Origin of the sequence: Archangium sp. (assembly GCF_045802675.1) — a bacterium.
Lineage (GTDB): Bacteria > Myxococcota > Myxococcia > Myxococcales > Myxococcaceae > Archangium.
In genome coordinates this window covers 179816-196560 of the sequence record NZ_JBJMQO010000080.1, presented here as the reverse complement: position 1 = coordinate 196560, position 16745 = coordinate 179816, and the positions used below count along the sequence as shown (strand labels likewise).

At 72.3% G+C, this 16745-nt stretch carries 15 protein-coding genes; 11 read left to right on the top strand and 4 right to left on the bottom strand.

Translation table 11 applies throughout. From position 1 onward, the window contains the following. Positions 1-96 precede the first annotated feature (96 nt). Both ACJ8AN_RS23340 and ACJ8AN_RS23335 read left to right on the top strand, forming a co-directional pair. Positions 97-873, top strand: a complete 777-nt coding sequence (locus ACJ8AN_RS23340; RefSeq protein ID WP_407757649.1) for a LytR/AlgR family response regulator transcription factor — start codon at positions 97-99, stop codon at positions 871-873. Positions 874-913: 40 nt separating this feature from the next. Further along, a complete protein-coding gene (locus tag ACJ8AN_RS23335; protein ID WP_407757648.1) occupies positions 914-1525 on the top strand; it encodes an RDD family protein in 612 nt (203 codons plus the stop codon). Between the two features lie 116 nt (positions 1526-1641). Here ACJ8AN_RS23335 and ACJ8AN_RS23330 read toward each other — a convergent pair whose 3' ends face one another. From ACJ8AN_RS23330 to ACJ8AN_RS23320, 3 genes are all read right to left on the bottom strand, one after another. Then, entirely contained in the window at positions 1642-2751 is a 1110-nt protein-coding gene (locus ACJ8AN_RS23330; protein ID WP_407757647.1) for a diguanylate cyclase domain-containing protein, read from the bottom strand. Between the two features lie 97 nt (positions 2752-2848). After that, a complete protein-coding gene (locus ACJ8AN_RS23325; RefSeq protein WP_407757646.1) occupies positions 2849-4336 on the bottom strand; it encodes a glutamate--cysteine ligase in 1488 nt (495 codons plus the stop codon). 22 nt (positions 4337-4358) lie between these two features. Then, positions 4359-5783, bottom strand: a complete 1425-nt coding sequence (locus ACJ8AN_RS23320) for an FAD/NAD(P)-binding protein (protein WP_407757645.1) — start codon at positions 5781-5783, stop codon at positions 4359-4361. 253 nt (positions 5784-6036) lie between these two features. Between ACJ8AN_RS23320 and rlmN the strand changes: the two genes are divergently transcribed. The 5 genes from rlmN to ACJ8AN_RS23295 all read left to right on the top strand — a co-directional run bounded on the left by rlmN (position 6037) and on the right by ACJ8AN_RS23295 (position 12603). Beyond that, positions 6037-7125, top strand: a complete 1089-nt coding sequence (rlmN, locus tag ACJ8AN_RS23315; protein ID WP_407757665.1) for a 23S rRNA (adenine(2503)-C(2))-methyltransferase RlmN — start codon at positions 6037-6039, stop codon at positions 7123-7125. Positions 7126-7249: 124 nt separating this feature from the next. Beyond that, the gene (locus ACJ8AN_RS23310) at positions 7250-8221 is read left to right on the top strand and encodes an ABC transporter substrate-binding protein (RefSeq protein WP_407757644.1); all 972 of its coding nucleotides are present in this window, start codon (positions 7250-7252) and stop codon (positions 8219-8221) included. Then, on the top strand, positions 8218-10698 hold the full coding sequence (locus ACJ8AN_RS23305; RefSeq protein WP_407757643.1) for an ATP-binding protein: 2481 nt from the start codon (positions 8218-8220) through the stop codon (positions 10696-10698). Before ACJ8AN_RS23310 ends, ACJ8AN_RS23305 begins: the two co-directional genes overlap by 4 nt. A 133-nt stretch (positions 10699-10831) precedes the next feature. Continuing rightward, complete coding sequence (locus tag ACJ8AN_RS23300) at positions 10832-12058, top strand: NAD(P)/FAD-dependent oxidoreductase (RefSeq protein ID WP_407757642.1); 1227 nt, start codon at positions 10832-10834, stop codon at positions 12056-12058. Between the two features lie 161 nt (positions 12059-12219). Further along, positions 12220-12603: a hypothetical protein gene (locus ACJ8AN_RS23295; RefSeq protein WP_407757641.1), complete on the top strand. Its 384-nt coding sequence runs from the start codon at positions 12220-12222 to the stop codon at positions 12601-12603. Here the strand turns inward: ACJ8AN_RS23295 and ACJ8AN_RS23290 are convergent. Continuing rightward, positions 12594-13475 carry a metallophosphoesterase family protein gene (locus tag ACJ8AN_RS23290; RefSeq protein WP_407757664.1) on the bottom strand — a complete coding sequence of 294 codons (882 nt, stop codon included), beginning with the start codon at positions 13473-13475 and terminating at the stop codon, positions 12594-12596. The genes ACJ8AN_RS23295 and ACJ8AN_RS23290 overlap by 10 nt on opposite strands. Positions 13476-13636: 161 nt before the next feature. Between ACJ8AN_RS23290 and gluQRS the strand changes: the two genes are divergently transcribed. The 4 genes from gluQRS to ACJ8AN_RS23270 are packed head-to-tail and all read left to right on the top strand — an operon-like array spanning position 13637 to position 16741. Next, complete coding sequence (gene gluQRS / locus ACJ8AN_RS23285) at positions 13637-14581, top strand: tRNA glutamyl-Q(34) synthetase GluQRS (RefSeq protein ID WP_407757640.1); 945 nt, start codon at positions 13637-13639, stop codon at positions 14579-14581. A 57-nt stretch (positions 14582-14638) separates the two neighbouring features. Further along, a complete protein-coding gene (locus ACJ8AN_RS23280) occupies positions 14639-15193 on the top strand; it encodes an AgmX/PglI C-terminal domain-containing protein (RefSeq protein WP_407757639.1) in 555 nt (184 codons plus the stop codon). A gap of 39 nt (positions 15194-15232) precedes the next feature. Continuing rightward, on the top strand, positions 15233-16069 hold the full coding sequence (locus tag ACJ8AN_RS23275; protein ID WP_407757638.1) for a GNAT family N-acetyltransferase: 837 nt from the start codon (positions 15233-15235) through the stop codon (positions 16067-16069). A gap of 48 nt (positions 16070-16117) precedes the next feature. Continuing rightward, complete coding sequence (locus tag ACJ8AN_RS23270; RefSeq protein WP_407757637.1) at positions 16118-16741, top strand: tRNA-(ms[2]io[6]A)-hydroxylase; 624 nt, start codon at positions 16118-16120, stop codon at positions 16739-16741. Positions 16742-16745: the final 4 nt, after the last annotated feature.

Genomic DNA, 16745 nt, shown 5'->3' with positions numbered 1-16745 from the left:
CCGGGCGGTCAGGTGCCCGGGCCTCTCGAGCGCGCGAGTCTAACGTGCCACGCGCCCCCATGGAGCATGACGCCGCCCTCGCCTAGACTGCGCCCCGTGAACCCTTCCCTGCGCGTCCTCATCGCCGATGACGAGCTCGTCGCCCGCAAGCGCCTCACGCGCCTGCTGGCGGCCTTCCCCGATGTCACCGTGTGCGGCGAGGCCGCGGATGGCGAGGCCGTGCTCAACGCGGTGCGCGCCGGCGGCGTGGACGTGGTGCTGCTCGACATCCACATGCCCGGGCTCAGTGGCATGGACGCGCTCGCGCTGCTGCCCGCCGGTGGCCCCCACGTCATCTTCGCCACCGCCCACGCGGACCATGCGGTGGAGGCCTTCGAGCACGGCGCCGTGGACTATGTCCTCAAGCCCGTGGAGGCCTCGCGCCTGCAGAAGGCGCTGGAGCGGGTGCGCGCCCGCGTCGCGGCCAGGGCCCCGGAGCCGGGGAAGGTCTCGGCCGTCGAGCAGCTCGCGCGTCCGCTGGCCCGGCTCCCCATCCCCACGCGGCAGGGCATCGTCCTGGTGGACCCGGGCACCATCTCCCACGCCACGCTCGAGGACGAGCTCGTCACCGTCTTCACCTCGCAGGGCGACTACCTCACCGACTTCACGCTGCAGGAGCTGGTGGACCGGCTGCCTCCCGAGGGCTTCTACCGGGTGCACCGGCGCGCCCTGCTCAACCTCGCCCACGTCACGCGGTTGGAGCCGCTGGAGACGGGCGGCTACCTGGCGCGCACCGCTCGCGGACACACGGTGGAGGTGAGCCGCCAGTCCGCCCGGGAGCTGCGCCGGATGCTCGGCCTGCGCCGGGGCACCGAGGACGAGTCCGGGGCGTGAGCCCTTGAGGACCTGGGGGCCGGGCTGCCAACATGGGGCCATGTACCAGACGGATCCCAATCCCACCCGCAGCGGGGGCGCCTTCTGCGCCGACCACGTCGAGCGCGCCGCCGTCACCATCTGCAACCGGTGCGGCGGCTACGCCTGTGACGCGTGCCTCCGGGTGGGGCTCGATCGCCTGGACTACTGCTTTCACTGCGTGCCCCTGACGCAGCAACTGGCGGAGCCGGGCACCCGCTTCCTGGCCGTCCTCATGGACCTGTTCGCGCCCCTGGTGCCCTTGTTCATCGGGGCCGTCCTCGGCGGCCTGCTCGAGAAGACCGTGGGTGCCGCCGCCGGCACTGTCTTCGCGATGCTCGGGGTGCTGGGCGTGCTCGGGGTGTTCGGCTACCAGCTCTACCTGCTCGCGACGACGGGCCAGAGCCTCGGCAAGCGCACCCTGGGCATCAAGGTGGTCCGCGCCGATGGGAGCCCGGTCGACCTCGGACGGCTCATCTTCCTGCGCAACATCGTGCCGGCCGTCATCGGGATGGTCACCTGCAACCTCTTCTCCCTCGCCGACCCGCTCTTCATCTTCAGCAATGACCACCGGTGCCTCCACGATCACCTCGCGGACACCAAGGTCATCAAGGTGGACCCGCCCAGGCGCTGAAGGGGAGGAAGAGCCCGGGCCCACCCCTCCATGGAGGGGCCAGGGAGGGGACCGGCGCACCGCCGCTCCACCGTTTCCCCTGTCCGCCCGGAGGCCACCGGGCGGGAAGCGACGCCCTACCGGGTGGCGAGCACCACGCGGTTGGGGCCGCCCGCCTTGGAGGTGCGCAGCGCCTTCTCCGCGGTGGAGATGAGCTCCTGCTCGTTGCGGGCCTGATCCGGGAAGACGGCCACCGACACGGTCACCGTCACCTCGCCCGCCATGCCGTCCTCTTCCGGGAAGGCCATCTCCTCCACGGCCTTACGGACCTTGTCCGCGTAGGTGCGCGCGCGCTCCACGTCGGCGTTGCACAGCACGACGCCGAACACGTCCCAGTCGTACCGGGCGGCGATCTCCGAGGAGTTGTCGCTCCGGGTGTGGGTGACGGGGTCCTCCATCATCTCCGTCACCACCTGGGACACGCGGCGCAGCAGCTTGTCGCCCTCGGCGTAGCCGCGCGAGAGGTTGAAGCGGCGGAAGCCGTCGATGTCCACCAGCACCAGGGCCAGCTTCTGCTCGCGGCGCCGGGCGCTCAGCAGGCCCGCGCTCAGGGCCTCCTGGAAGTAGCGGTGGTTGTAGAGGCCCGTGAGGCCATCGCGGAACGCCAGCCGCTCGCTCTCGGGGATGAGCGACGGGGTGGCGGCGCCCTTGGACTCGGGCTTCTGCGGCTCCACCGTCTTGACGCGCGTGCTCGGCGGAGAGCCCGCCTTGGCGCCAGGGACAGCGCCCGCCGCCGGCTTGGCCGCGGGACGCAGTCCGAGCTGATCCTTGAGCTCCTGCACCATCTTGTCGCGGATGGCGACAAGGGCGGCATTGTGGACCGCCTGGCCCACGGTGTTCTTCAACTCCTGCTCGGTGAACGGCTTCGTGAGGAAGTGGTTCACCCGCGCTTCATTGATGGCCTTCTGGGCGTCCTCCAGCTTCTGGGAGGCCGTCACCAGGATGCGCGCGGCATGGGGTTGGAGCTCGGCGACGCGCTTGAGGAGATCCACCCCCATGAGCCCGTCCCCGAGGTTTTGATCCGATACGACCGCGTGCAGTTGTTCCCGCTGAAGCACTTCGAGCGCTTCTTCAGCGGACCGGGCAAGGAAGACCGTGAAGTCCTTGCTCAGGTAGTACTGCATCAAGGCCAGCATCGTCCGGTTGTCCTCGACGACGAGGACCTTCGCAGCAACAGGCTCACTCACCAGGGCAGACCAACGCAACGAGGGGGCATGAAGATGGATGAAGCGTCGCGCAGGTGAGGCCCCGGGGGCAAGTCCTCGCCGCACGTTCCCGTTGGGTTCAGTCCAGTGGCCACTCGTGGACCGGCCTGCCAGACGCCGCATGCGTCATGTACCGCTCCAACAGAGCGGCCAGTGCATCCGGCCGGGGCATGTGGGCTTCCAACCGGGCCAACATCTTCCGCTGCCACCGTGCCCCCGTACACCCCGCCCGCAATCGTGCCTCGATAACGGAGAGGAGCGCGTCCGCCTCCTCGGCGACCACGCCAGCGCCGACGAGGCCCTCCCGGGCCACGGGCAGCAGCCGCTCCACCAGGGCGGTGGCGGGCACGGCGCGGGGCGAGGGAGCGGTGCGCTCGGGCCACAGCAGCATGGCGTCCAGGCCCTCCTTGGCGGCACGCAGGAAGTTGCCCTGGGCACAGGCGAAGGGCAGCCCCGGCAGCAGCGCCTCCATCTCGCCGGCCAGCCCCAGCGTGAGGCCCAGCAGCAGCGCGCCGTTGGCCAGCATGTCCACCACCGTGGGGCCCGCGGGCAGCGCGCGCAGCTCGATGCGCACGTGGCCCTCGCCACTGGGATCATAGATGGCGCGGTTCCAGCTCCACACGGTGCCCTGGTGCAGCCGCAGCTCGTCGAGGCGGGGCAGGCCGCCCGCGGCCAGACGCTCCAGCGGCGCCTCCGGCCCGAGCACCGGCAGCAGCGGCGGGTAGAGCGCCACCGACTCGGCGAACAGCTCCAGCGGGCCCTGACGCGCCCAGCCATGGCCGAAGGTGACGCGCCCGTGCTGGGGCGCCTCCGTCTGGGCCTCGCCCCGGTCGTCCACCGCCTGACGGAAGAGCGCCACGCGCGTCTCGTCCCACAGCCGCTTGCCCAGCAGGAAGGGCGAGTTGCTGCTCACCGCCAGCACGGGTGCCGTGGCCAGCTGCGCCGCGTTGTACATGCGCGCGAAGTCCGCCGGGTCCACGCGCAGGTGGTACTGCAGCGAGGTGTTGGCGCCCTCCAGGGTCACGTCGTCCCACGTCAGCGTGAGCGAGTCCTCTCCGCCGATGACGACGCGCAGCGGCTCCTCCTGGCGCCGGCGGCGGATGGCGGCCGAGAGCGCCCGGTAGCGAGGCAGCGCCGTCAGCGCCCCGCTGCCCAGGTCCGCCACGCGCAGCGTGGGGAGGATGCCCGTCACCGCCACGCGCGCCCCCTGCGTGGCCGCCGCGCGCCGCACCTCCGCCAGCGCGCTCTCGAACTCGGCGCGCATCGCCGTGAAGGGACGCCCCTCCAGGGGCGCCGGCCGCAGGTTCACCTCGAGGTTGAAGCGGTCGATCTCCACCGTCACCCGCGGGTCCACCGTCTGGCCCAGCACCTGCCGGTTCACCGGCAGCGGGAAGCCCGCGGCGTCCACGAGGAACATCTCCAGCTCGGCGCCGATGGTGCGCGGGCCCACCCCGAAGCCCGGCCGCTCCAGCACCGTGCGCAGCGCCTCCAGGCTCTCGGCGAGCCGCCGGGCGAACCCGTCGTACTCCTCGACCTCGAACAACTCTTTCTGGATTTGAAGTCCCATGGGCCTCGAGCGGTACGCCCCTCTAAGGAAGGGGCGGCGGAGGAGAAACGGTGGACTCGGGCGCGGGGGGGCGGGAGGCGAGCTGCGCCAACAGCCGCCGCGACAGGGCGAGCGCCTGGCCGCGGATCTCCGGAATGGCCGTGCTCTCCCACAGGTCGCCCCGGCGCAGGGGCCCCAGGGTGAAGAGCACCTCCGAGGCCCGGCCCTGCGCGTCGAGCAGCGCGCCCTCGGCGTCCGTGGCCAGGCCGAGCGCGAGCGCATCCGACTGGACGAGCCCGGACTCCAGCAGCCCGCGCAGCAGCGGGTGCCCCCGGCCGATGCAGGCGTCCGGGCCGGTGCAGTTGATGACGTGTTTGACGCGGAAGGTGGCCTCGCGCGAGGTGCCCCGGGGACGCACGCGCGCCATCACCCACCCCTCGTCCGTCACCTGGAAGCCGCGCACGCGCGCCGCATGGACGCGCAGCACGCCGATGCCCTGGAGCTGCTGGAGGACGTCGTGCACCCCGGGCGCCATCCGGTGGCGGTGCACGTCCCAGAAGGCGCGCAGGTGCCGGAGGAAGCGGCGGCGCTCGGACAGCGGCAGGCCGTGCCACAGGGAGACCGTCTGGGGCCGCAGGGCGTCCATCACCCCGCGCCAGTCCGCGCCCTCGCGCAAGCTCCGGGCCTCGTGGCGCAGCGCCCGCAGGACGGAGCGGACCCGGTGCGGCTCGGGGATGTGCACGCGCGGGCCCACCGCCACGCCGGGGCGGTGCACGTGCGGCAGCAGCCCGTGCCGGGAGATGGCGTGGATGCGCCCCTCGTGGTTGCGCTCGGCCAGGGAGAGCACCGTGTCCACCATCGTCAGGCCCGTGCCGATGAGCAGCACCGGGTGGTGGGGCTGGACGCGGTGCAGCGCGCCCTCCATCCATGGAGAGCGGATGTAGCGGGGGCTCGCGTACAGGCCCCCATCCTCCACGGCGATGTCGGCGGGGAGCGCGTTGCCCACCGCCAACGCCACCGTCCACGCCTCGAGCACCGCGCCGTCGGCGAGCACCACCCGGGCGCCCTCCCCCACCCGGGACAGGGACACGGCCTCGCCCGGGATGATGTCCAGGCCCACGCCCGGTGCCGCGGCGGCGCGGGCCTCGCGCAGCACCGCCTCCAGGTACTGGCCATAGCGCTGGCGCTGGACGAAGTCGCCCGGCTGGGTGCCCGGCTCGAGGCGGTGGAGCCACCGCAGGAAGTGCTCGGGGTCGTCCGGGAAGGCGCTCATCCGCCCGGCGGGGACGTTGAGCAGGTGGCTCTCATTCTGGGTGGAGTAGGCCAGGCCAGGGCCCACCCGCTCCGAGCGCTCCAGCAGGGCCACGCGCAGGGGGGAGGGGGCGTTCCGAAGGAGCTGGGCCGCCAGCAACGTTCCACTGGCCCCACCCCCCACCACCAGTACGTCCCACCGCTGCTCGTGTCTCACGCTGGCACTCTAATTCTTCAGGGCGGGTCCTACATCCCCCCTTGACTGTCCAGTCTCCAGGCGGGCGTGTACGAATCCCGAGAGTACCTCTGGCAGGCGGCCGGGCGAGCCCTCCCCGGGGCTCCTGGGCCTCCAGTCCCTCGGGAAAGCCTTCCAGCACGGAGGGGTCCGCCGCGACGGAAGCGGCCCCTGGCCCGTCCGCCCGCCGGCATCCCATGAGTCGGGCGCCGGGGTGTGTTATCGCTCGATGACGATGGAGCCCACGCCCGCCACTCCCCTGGTCAACCTGTACGACCTGCCGCGAGCCGCCCTCGGCGAGCTGCTCGCCGGTTGGGGCTACAGCGCCTACTACCGAGACCTCCTCTGGGAGGCGCTCTACCGCCAGCAGGTGGAGTCCTTCGACGCCATCTCCGGGCTGCGGCCAGACCTCGTCCAGGCGCTGCGCGAGCGCACCCGGCTGGAGCGGCCCGCCCCCCACCACGAGGCCCACAGCACCGACGGCTTCACCCGCAAGCTGCTGCTGCGGCTGCGCGATGGGCAGACGGTGGAGACGGTCCTCATGCGTTTCAAGGGCCGGGCCACGGTGTGCCTGAGCACGCAGGCCGGGTGCGCCATGGGGTGCGTCTTCTGCGCCACCGGGCAGATGGGCTTCGTGCGCCACCTGACGCCCGGGGAAATCATCGGCCAGGTGCTGCACGTCACCCGCCTCCTGCGCGAGACGGGCGAGTCGCTGCGCAACGTGGTGCTGATGGGCATGGGCGAGCCCCTGCACAACTACGACGCCACGCTGGCGGCGGTGGACACGATGGTGGACGCGCGGGGGCTGGCGCTGGGGCCGCGCTTCATCACCCTGAGCACCGTGGGCGTGGTGCCCGGCATCCGGCGGCTCGCGGACGAGGACCGGCCGGTGCAGCTCGCCGTCAGCCTGCACGGGGCCACGGACGCCGAGCGTGGCGCGCTGGTGCCCGCGGCGCGCAAGTGGCCGCTCGCCGAGTTGATGGAGGCCTGCCGCTACTACGTGGAGAAGCGCAAGCGGCACATCTTCTATGAGTGGGCGCTCATCTCCGGGCAGAACGACACGCCCGGGCAGGCACACGCCCTGGGCCAGCTGCTGAAGGGAATGGAGGCGCACGTCAACCTCATCCCCCTCAACCCCACGGTGGGCTATGGCGAGCGCCCCAGCGGCCCGGACGCCGTGCGCGCCTTCCAGGACATCCTCGCCGGCTACGGCCTGCCGAGCACCGTGCGTCAGCGCCGCGGCATCGACATCGACGCCGGCTGCGGCCAGCTCAAGGCCGCGGTGGAGCGGCAGCGGCCCTCGCGCCAGCCCACGGCCTCCTGAGGCACCCCGCCCCGGCACGAGCTTCCATGCGGGACACCGCTTCCCGAGGCGCCCGCTCAGGGTGCCTTGCGGCGGCCCGTCCGCGTCCCAAGGGTTTCCACGAGCCACCAGAGGACGTGGAACCGTGCGAAGCCGCGTGGGGATGTTCGGTCTGCTGCTGTTCCTGCTCGTGTCGGCCTGTGCCGCCCGCGAGCACGAGCAGCCCCTGCGCCTCGGCACCCAGCTCTGGCCGGGGACCGAGCCCCTCTTCCTCGCGCGGGAGCTCGGCTACCTCGACGAAGGCTCGGTGCGGCTGGTCGAGTACTCCTCCCTGTCCGAGGCCAACCGCGACTTCCGCAACGGAATGATTGACGCGGCGAACGTCACGCTCGACATGGCGCTGCTGCTCCAGCAACAGGGCTATGAGCCCCGGGTGGTGCTCGTCGTGGACGCCTCGAATGGGGCGGATGCCATCCTCGCCCGGCCCGGAGTGCGGCGGCTCCAGGAGCTCCGGGGCAAGCGGATAGCGGTGGAGGACCTGGCGGTGAGCACGTACCTGCTCAGCCGGGCCCTGGAGCAGGCGGGGCTCCAGCCCTCGGACGTGCGCATCATCCGGCTCCCCGCCGACCAGCACTTCCGGGCCTACGCGTCGGGACAGGTGGATGCCGCGGTCTCCTACCAGCCCTTCGCGGAGCAGCTGCTGTCCGCCGGCGCCCACGAGCTCTTCAACAGCAGTCAAATCCCCGGGGAAATCATCGACGTGGTGGTGGTGCGCGCGGAGGTGCTCGACCGGCACCCCGAGCAGGTGCGACACCTGCTCCAGGGGTGGTTCCAGGCCCTGGGCTACCTGGAGACGCATCCCGAGGACGCCGCGGCCCGGATGAGCCCCCGCCTCGACACGAGCCCCACCGGCTTCACCGCCCTCCTGAAGGGCCTGCGGCTGTACTCCCGCGAGGAGAACCTCTTCCTGCTGCGCGCGCCCGACTCGCCCCTCGTCGCGATGGCGCTGGAGCTGCGGCGCTTCTTGGTGGAGGAGGGGCTGATGCACGAGACGGTGGGGCCCGAGCGCATGTTGGACGCGCGGCCCCTCGAGTCCCTCCGGGAGGGCGGGCCGTGAAACGGCTGCCCCCGCTGCCTCCGCTGCGCATCACCATTCCCCTGGTGCTGCTCGTCTTCGCCATCACGCTGGGCCTGCACGACCTGCAGCAGAACTCGCGCCTCGCCGCGCTCCGGGTGGAGGCGTACACCCTCCAGGAGCTCAGCCAGCGCCTGGGCGAGCAGCAGGACCACCTGGAGCTCCTGCTGCGGTTGCAGGAGCTCGAGCGGGTCCGGGAGGAGGTGGCCGGCCTCGCCACGGATCCGCACGTGAAGGCCGCGCTGCTCGTCGACGACACCGGCCAGGTGGTCGCCTCGACCCGGCGCGTGGAGATTGGCCAGCGGGCCCGGGCGCTCCATCCCGAGCTGTTCGACGCGGCGTCGGAGCCCGGGATGCGGCGGGTCCGGGAGAACCTCGGCTCGACGCTCCAGGTCACCCCGGATCGCCAGGCCCTCGTGGCCGTCTATGCCGTGCTGGCGCCCTCGAGCCCCTCGGAGTTCACCCCCAAGACGGTCTGGCTGCTCGTCGTCGAGAGGGACCTCTCGGCCCTCAAGGCCGAGGCCCGCCACCAGGTGTGGAAGAGCGTGGTGCAGCGCAGTGCCCTGCTCGGCGTGCTCGCGGGGCTGCTCTGGCTCTTCTTCCACTTCGTGATCACCCGGCGGGTGGACCGGCTCGTCACCACGGCCCACCGCTTCGCCGCGCGCGACTGGGACGCCCGCAGCGGGCTCTCGGGGAGCGACGAGCTGGCCGTGGTGGGGCGCGCCTTCGACGAGATGGCCGAGCACCTGCGCGACACCCAGTCCCAGCTCGAGCGCAGCGAGTCGCAGATCCGGCTGCTGCTCGACTCGGCGGCGGAGGGCATCTTCGGGTTGGACCTCGAGGGGCGCAGCATCTTCGTCAACCGCTCCGCGGCCCGGATGCTCGGCTATTCGGACGCGGCCGAGCTGCTGGGCCGGGACGCGCACGCGCTGTGGCATCACTCGCGCGAGGATGGCACGGCCTATCCCCGGAGCGAGTGCCCCATCCTCCAGGCGATGGACACCGGCACCGAGAACCACATCGAGGGGGACGTCCTCTGGCGCAAGGACGGCACGGGCCTCCCGGTGGAGCGCTGGTCCTACCCCATGTGGCAGGGGGGCAAGATGGTGGGGGCCGTGTCGACGTTCGTGGACATCACCGCGCGCAAGCGCGCCGAGGAGACCCAGCGCTTCCTCATCGAGGCCAGCACGCAGCTGGCGGAGCTGCTCGACGAGAAGGGCACACTGGAGCGCGTGGCGCGGCTGGCGGTGCCCCAACTGGGCCAGTGGTGCATCGTCGACCGGGTGGACGACGCGGGCCAGCCGCACCGCGCGGCCGAGGTGCACCAGGACCCGGCCCGGCAGCAGGTGCTGCGCGAGCTGGCGGAGCACCTGCCCCCGGACCTGGACACGCCCCAGCCCACCGTGCACGTGCTGCGCACCGGCAGGCCGCTGCTCGCGCACGAGGCCACCCCGGCCCTGCTGCACGCGGGCGACCCGGACGCGGCCTGGCCGGAGCTGCTGCGGCGGCTCGGGACGCGGACGGCCATCGCCCTGCCCCTGTCGGTGCGGGGACAGACGCTGGCGGCCATGCTGCTGGGGACGGAGGCACCGGGCTTCCAGTACGGCCCGCATGAGCTGGCACTCGCCGAGGAGCTCGCCCGGCGCGCCTCGGTCGCCATGGACAACGCCCGGCTCTACCGCCAGTCCCAGGAGGCGGTGCGCCTGCGCGAGGACTTCCTGTCCGTGGCCTCGCACGAGCTGCACACGCCCCTCACGCCCCTGCGCCTGCACCTGCAGACGCTCCAACGTACGTTGGCCGCCAGCGCGGACGGTGTGGCCACGAACCTGCTGCCCAAGGTGGACAAGGCGCTGCGGCAGGTGAAGCGCCTGTCCCAGCTCGTCGATGACTTGCTGGATGTCTCGCGCCTCACCTCGGGCCGGCTCCGCCTGCAACTGGAGGACGTGGACCTGCTGGAGCTGACGCGGGACCTGGCCGAGCGCTTCGCCGAGCAGGCCCGTGCCGCGGACTGCCCGCTGCGCATCACCACCGAGGGCGCCCCCATCGGCCACTGGGACCGGATGCGCCTGGAGCAGGTGCTCACCAACCTCATCACCAACGCGCTCAAATACGGCGTGGGCCAACCGGTGGAGCTCCACGTCGCCGCCGCGGGAGGACGGGCGTACTGGAGCATCCGGGACCACGGCATCGGCATCGCGGCACAGGACTTCGACCGCATCTTCGGGCGCTTCGAGCGGGCGGTCTCCACCCGGCAGTACGGAGGGCTGGGACTGGGCCTCTACATCTCGCGGGAGATCGTCCGCACGCTCGGTGGAGACATCCAGGTGGAGAGCCAACCGGGGACAGGGTCCCGCTTCACGGTGGAGCTGCCGCTCGAGCCCGCCCTGGACGCCCGGGAGCCGCCGCCCTCCGCGCGGGACACGCTGGGAGGACAGGGCCCGTCGCCCCCCGGCCCCTGAGAGGGGCACGTGGCCTCGACGATGCGCGGTTCCCTCGCCTCCCCCCACGTTCCTGTTCGCTTTCCGCGCCGGTGCCGTGGCTCGGAGGCTTCTTCGTCACTGACAGCGCGAATCAGCGTAGAAGGGGCCCATCGTGAGCACCGCCACGCGCGCCAGTTCTCGTCCCGCCTCCTCCCTCCACGTCGCCATCGTCGGCGCCGGGCCCGCGGGCTCGTCCGCGGCCACGTTCCTCGCCCAGCAGGGCGCGCGGGTGACGCTGCTCGAGCGCAACCGCTTCCCCCGGGACAAAATCTGCGGGGACGGTTGCACGCCCCGCACGCTGTGGATGCTGGAGCGGTTGGGAGTCGGCGCCCTGCCCGGCAGCGAGGCCGCGCCGGTGGACGCCATCTACGCCATCTCCCCGGGCGGCGTGGAGTTGGACGTGCCCATCCCGCCCCGCCTCTTCGGCGGCAAGGCCTGCGTCATCCCCCGCCAGATGCTCGACGAGCGGCTCGTCCAGCGCGCCGTCCAGGCCGGTGCCGAGCTGCGCGAGGGCGTGCGGGTGGAAGGACTCGAGCGCGGCGCCCATGGCGTCATCCTGCGCTGCCGCGACGGCGAGTCCCTGCGCGCCGACCTCGTGCTGGGGTGTGATGGCTCGCCCTCGGTGGTGCGGCGCGCGCTCGGGGCCCCCGACTTCCCGGAGCACGAGGGTGCCTTCGCGGTCCGCGCCTACTACGAGGGCGTGCGCCTCTCGCGCCCCCGCAGCATGGCCTTCTACTGGGAGAAGGAGCTGCTGCCCGCCTACGGGTGGATCTTCCCCCTGCCGGATGGCCGGGCCAACGTGGGGCTCGGCCTGCGGGCGGACCAGCTCGCCGCGTCCAAGGCGAAGCTGCCCGAGTTGATGGAGCGCTTCTGCGCCAGCCCGCATGTGGCGGCGGAGCTGGCCGGAGCCCGGCGCGTGGGCAAGGTGAAGGGCCACCACCTGCCCTTCGGCTCCTTCGCCCAGCACACCATCTTCCCCCGGGCGCTGCTGCTCGGAGACGCGGCGGGCTTCGTCAACCCGCTCACCGGCGAGGGCATCGAGTTCGCCCTCGAGTCGGGTGCCTTCGCCGCCGAGGCGGTGGCCGAGGCCGTGGCCGCGGGAGACCTGTCCGAGCAGGGGCTCGCCGGCTACGCGCGGCGCTGGCAGGCGCGCTTCCGCACCGCCTTCCAGCTCAACCGCAAGCTGATGTTCGCCTTCGAGCGGCCCCGGTTGTTGGACCGCACCTTCCGCGCGGCGCTGCGCAACGAGCGCGTGCGCGAGGAGCTCTCCGACGTCATCGCGGGCGAGGCCTCGCGCATCTCCTGGCGCTTCCTCGCGGCGGTGGCGCTCGGACGCTGAGCGCGGGGAATGTTCACCAGCGGGCGCCCACCCCGCGCGACCGCGTACCACACCGCTCTGACGCGTGGAGGACGTCTCCCGGCAACCCCCCCACGCCCCCTTGCACGCTGTTGGCGCGTGGGCACATTCTTCCTCGCGGACGGCCACACAGGGAGCTGGGCATGCTTTCCATCCACGAGCACGCAACTCTGGAAGAAGCGAGCGCGGAGTTGCTCGAGTTCGCCCTCACGCCATCCAACTGGCTGTCGGCCCCGCCGGCCGAGCAGGCGCCCGCCTCGGTGCCCGGAGATGATGTGCAGTACCAGCGGCGCGTGGGCTCGCTGCGCATCTACACCGTCGTCGAGGTGGCCAGCTCGCTCGAGGTCTTCCTGCGCGTGGCCTTCCGCGCCCCGGGCCTCACGCCGGTGAAGGCCGCGGACCACCTGGAGTCCTTCCTCCAGCAGCGCCTGCCCCTCACGCCCAACAGCGAGTGGCAGGTGGAGGTGGACGAGCGCCGGTGGATCCACTTCGTGCGGCGCTACTCGGCCCCGCGCCTTCAGGCCTGAGCACGGGCGGGCGCGCGCTCCCCCCCGGGGACGTGCTTGTGCCCGCCCACCACCTGGCCGTCCTTCACCTCGATGAGCCAGTAGCCCTCGCGCCCCGCCTGGGTGGACGAGCCCGCGCTGAAGATGTGCGGGCGCTCGGCGGTGGCCGGGTGGTGGTAGCGGTGGTGGATGTGGCCGTGCAGCACCGCGTAGCGCGGCCCGGGAATCACCCGGAAGAGCGCCTCGGCGTCCCTCAAGCCGTGGAAGAAGTTGTCGGCCCGGCCGTGATGCGTGAGCGGCGCGTGGTGCACCGCCACCAGCACGGCCCGGCCCGAGAGCCGCGGATCCTTCACCAGCGCCGCGAGTCCCTCCAACTGCGCCGCGCCGATGTGGCCATGGGCGATGCCGGGCACCAAGGGCACGCGCGCGGAGAGCAGGCCCACCACCGCGGCCTCCGAGCCCACCAGCCGCACGAAGGGAAAGGCCCCCTCGCGCCGGTACTCGGGGAGGTCGCTCTCCAGCAGGTGGCCGAAGTAGCGCGCGAAGCGGCCCGCGCGGTGGCTGCCCGGGGTGAAGACGTCGTGGTTGCCGGGGATGACGGTGCATCGGCCCGGGTCCTCGCCCAGGGCCCCGAGCGCCGCGCGCGCGACCTGGAACTCCGGCTCCAGCGCGTACGCGGTGACGTCCCCGGAGAGGATGAAATGGTCCACCCCCTGCTGCTGTGCGTCACGGGCGATGGTGGCGAGCGTCTCGGGAGCGCGCGCGTAGGCCTTGGTGCGCCCGCCCATGGACAGCTCGGCCATGGCGATCCACCTGCGCCAGCCGAGCTTCAGGAGGGGCAACGAGAAGTAGTCGGCGGTGATGTGGACATCGGAGCAGTGGAGGAAGCGCATCGAGGTCATCCAGGGCACACCGGGCAGCGCGGGCACGTCCCCTCGCCTGGCCCCTCTCGAAGGAATCCCCGGTGGCCATGGAAAGCTTGCGCACGTCCGGCCCCGGGGCCAAGGAGGAAGCGGCGGGAGGGCCCCGGGCGGGTTAGTCTGCCGTCCACCCCATGAGCTTCCGCGGACGCTTCGCGCCCAGCCCCACCGGGCGCATCCACCTCGGCAATGCCCGCAGCGCGCTGCTCGGCTGGCTCCAGGCCCGCGCGGCCGGAGGCCAGTTCCTGCTGCGCATCGAGGACCTCGACCAGGCACGCTGCAAGCCGCGATTCCTCGAGGACCTGTACCGGGATTTGGAGTGGCTGGGCCTGGACTGGGACGAGCCGCCCCTGTTCCAGAGCCAGCGAGCTGACGTCTACCGGGAGGCGCTGGAGCAACTGGAGCGCGAGGGCCGTGTCTACGCCTGCTTCTGCACGCGCGCGGAGATTGCCCGGGCGGCGAGCGCGCCCCACGGCCTGAGCGACGAAGGGCCGCGCTACCCCGGCACGTGCTCACCCCTCACGAAGGAACTGCTCGCCGAGCGGGCCCGGGCACGAGTCCCCGCCCTGCGCTTCCGGGCGGCGCCGGGCGAGTGGTGCTTCGAGGATGGGCTGCATGGCCGCTACTGCCAGGACGTGGCCACGGTGGTGGGGGACTTCGTGGTGCGCCGCAACGACGGGGTGGCCAGCTACCAGCTCGCCGTGGTGGTGGACGACGCGGCCAGCGGCATCAGCGATGTGCTCCGGGGAGATGACCTGCTGTCCTCCACCCCGAGGCAGCTGCAAATCCACGAAGCGCTCGGCCGCACGCCCCCCCGCTTCTGGCATGTGCCCCTGGTGCTCGGGGAGGACGGCAAGCGGCTGGCCAAGCGAGAGGGTGCCTTCGCGGTGGCCGAGCTGCGCGAGCGGGGCATCATGGTCGAGCGGGTGCTCGGCCTGCTGGCGGCCTGGAGCGGACTGGGAGACGGGACCCCGGTGAAGCGGGAGGAGCTGGTGCGGCGCTTCCGTCCCGAGCTGCTTCCCCGCTCGCCCGTGGTCGCCCGGGAGGCGCTGTTGAAGGAGGCCCTGGGCCTCGACTGAGGGAACGAAGAGGCCCCGTGGGGACGCGCGCCGCCGGGGCCGGGGTTGAAGGTGGACATGTCGGGCCGAGCCGTCTTCCTCTGGGTGGTCATCCCCTTCGTGGCCCTGAGCGCGCTGGCGCTCTGGCTCACGAGGGACACGCCGGCGCATGCCGTGGCCCACGAGGCCCCCGCCATGGCCGTGCCCGCCCCGTCCGAGCCGTCCCGCGCCCCACCCGAGCCAACCCACGCGCCCGTGGAGCGCACGCCCCCCGCAGTACCGCCCCCCGAGGACGAGCCGCTGGAGGACCCGCCTCCGGGCACCTGGAGCAAGGAAGAGGTGCGCGTGGCGCTCCGGGCCGTCCAACCGCTGGTGCGCGAGTGCCTCGGCGATGCCTCGGTGCGCCACCCCGGTGCACAAGCAGTGAAGTTGCGCTTCACGCTCGAGGCGAACGGGGAGCGCGGCCATTTCGAGCGCGCCGAGGTGGTGGAGAGCACCCTGGGAGATCCCTTCGTGCACGCCTGCCTGCTCGATGCTCTCGCCGACACACAATTTTCCGCTCCGCCTGGGAAAGCGCCGCTCACGCTGACGCATCCGTTCCACTTCCGGCCCCGGAAGGGCGGAGGCCCTTGAAAGCCCTGGCGGGGGCTGTGGTGTACTCAGGCGCCCCCCATGCCGGTCACCGTCCAACAACTCACCACCCGGGACAGCGATGCGCTGAGGGCGCTGCTCGCCAAGGATCCGGCGCACAACCTCTATCTGCTGGGGCTGCTACAGGAGTTCGGCATCGCCTCGGCCGACAGCCGCAGCAGCATGGCCTATTGGGGGCGCTTCGACGGGAAGACGCTCACCGCGGCCGTGTTCGTGGGAGGCGGGGGCGGACTGGTGGTGCCCTCGGCGAGTGACGGCTCGGTGACGGGTGTCATCGCGGATGCGCTGGCCGAGCGCGTGAGGCTCAAGGCGAGCGTGGGCGAGAAGCCGGCGGTGGACGCGCTGGTCCGCAGCCTGTGCACGGGCAAGCCCCGGACGTCGAAGACGTACCGGCTCTTCTCGGTGTCGGCGGATGACCTGGGGCCCTTCACCAACCCGCTGCTGCGGCTGGCGCGCGAGGAGGACCTGCCGCGTCTGATGCCACTGGCGGCCGGAGCGGTGCGGGAGCTCTACGACAGGGATCCGCTGGCGGAGGATCCGCACTTCGAGGCGCGGGTGGCGCAGCGCGTGAGGGCGCAGCGCACCTACGTGCTGGAGGAGAACGGCGAGCTGGTGTTCAAGGTGGACATCGGCAGCCGCTCGCAATTCGGAGCGGAGCTGGAGGCGCTGTACACGGTGCCCTCGCAGCGGGGGAAGGGGCACGCCACGCTGTGCCTGGGACAGATTTCGCGCTTCCTGCTCTCCTCGCTGCCGAGGCTCACCCTGCGGGTGGAGGAGAAGCACGACTCGCTGGCGCGGATCGCTCGCAAGGTGGGCTACCTGGCCGGCCGCACCCAGCGCCTGGTGCTGGCGGAGTAGCACTTGGGAGCGGGGCGGTTACACTCCGCGCCCCCTCCGGAGTGCACCATGTCCCGTCCCACGCCTGAACGCCGTCCCCTCTCGGGAGAGGGCCCCGTCATCCTCCGCGCCCCCAGTGATCCACGCTGGCTGCCCCTCGCGCTCGAGCGCTTCGACGAGGTGCTCGTGGACCATGCCCACTGCGAGAAGAAGGCCGCGGCCAATGCCCTCTCGCTGCTCCAGGTCTACCCGGACCTGCCCGGCCTGCCGGCGCAGATGGCCCGGCTGGCGCGCGAGGAGAGCGCGCACCTGGCGCGCGTGCTCGACTTGATGGAGGCCCGGGGCCTCACACTGGGGCGCGACACGGGCGACCCGTACGCCCAGGGGCTGCAGAAGGCCGTCCGCACCTCCGCCGAGGGCCGCAAGGTGGACCGGTTGCTGGTGGCCGCCGTCATCGAGGCCCGCTCCTGCGAGCGCCTCTCGCTGCTGGCCGAGGGACTCCAGGAGCCCATGCTGCGCCGCTTCTACGGGGAGCTGGCCCAGTCCGAGGATGGCCACCAGGCGCTCTTCTTCCGGCTGGCCGTCACCGCGGCGAACGGCGACGAGGCCTCGGTGCGCGCCCGGTTGGACGAGCTGCTCGACCACGAGGCCGCGGTGCTCGAGCAGGTGGGCCTGCGCGCCGCCATCCACTGAGGGG

Coding starts and splice junctions, on each gene's coding strand:
- gluQRS (WP_407757640.1), top strand. CDS start 13,637: ATGAGCTTCCGCGGACGCTTCGCGCCCAGCCCCACCGGGCGCATCCAC.
- ACJ8AN_RS23270 (WP_407757637.1), top strand. CDS start 16,118: ATGTCCCGTCCCACGCCTGAACGCCGTCCCCTCTCGGGAGAGGGCCCC.
- ACJ8AN_RS23295 (WP_407757641.1), top strand. CDS start 12,220: ATGCTTTCCATCCACGAGCACGCAACTCTGGAAGAAGCGAGCGCGGAG.
- ACJ8AN_RS23280 (WP_407757639.1), top strand. CDS start 14,639: ATGTCGGGCCGAGCCGTCTTCCTCTGGGTGGTCATCCCCTTCGTGGCC.
- ACJ8AN_RS23275 (WP_407757638.1), top strand. CDS start 15,233: ATGCCGGTCACCGTCCAACAACTCACCACCCGGGACAGCGATGCGCTG.
- ACJ8AN_RS23290 (WP_407757664.1), bottom strand. CDS start 13,475: ATGCGCTTCCTCCACTGCTCCGATGTCCACATCACCGCCGACTACTTC.
- ACJ8AN_RS23335 (WP_407757648.1), top strand. CDS start 914: ATGTACCAGACGGATCCCAATCCCACCCGCAGCGGGGGCGCCTTCTGC.
- ACJ8AN_RS23325 (WP_407757646.1), bottom strand. CDS start 4,336: ATGGGACTTCAAATCCAGAAAGAGTTGTTCGAGGTCGAGGAGTACGAC.
- rlmN (WP_407757665.1), top strand. CDS start 6,037: ATGGAGCCCACGCCCGCCACTCCCCTGGTCAACCTGTACGACCTGCCG.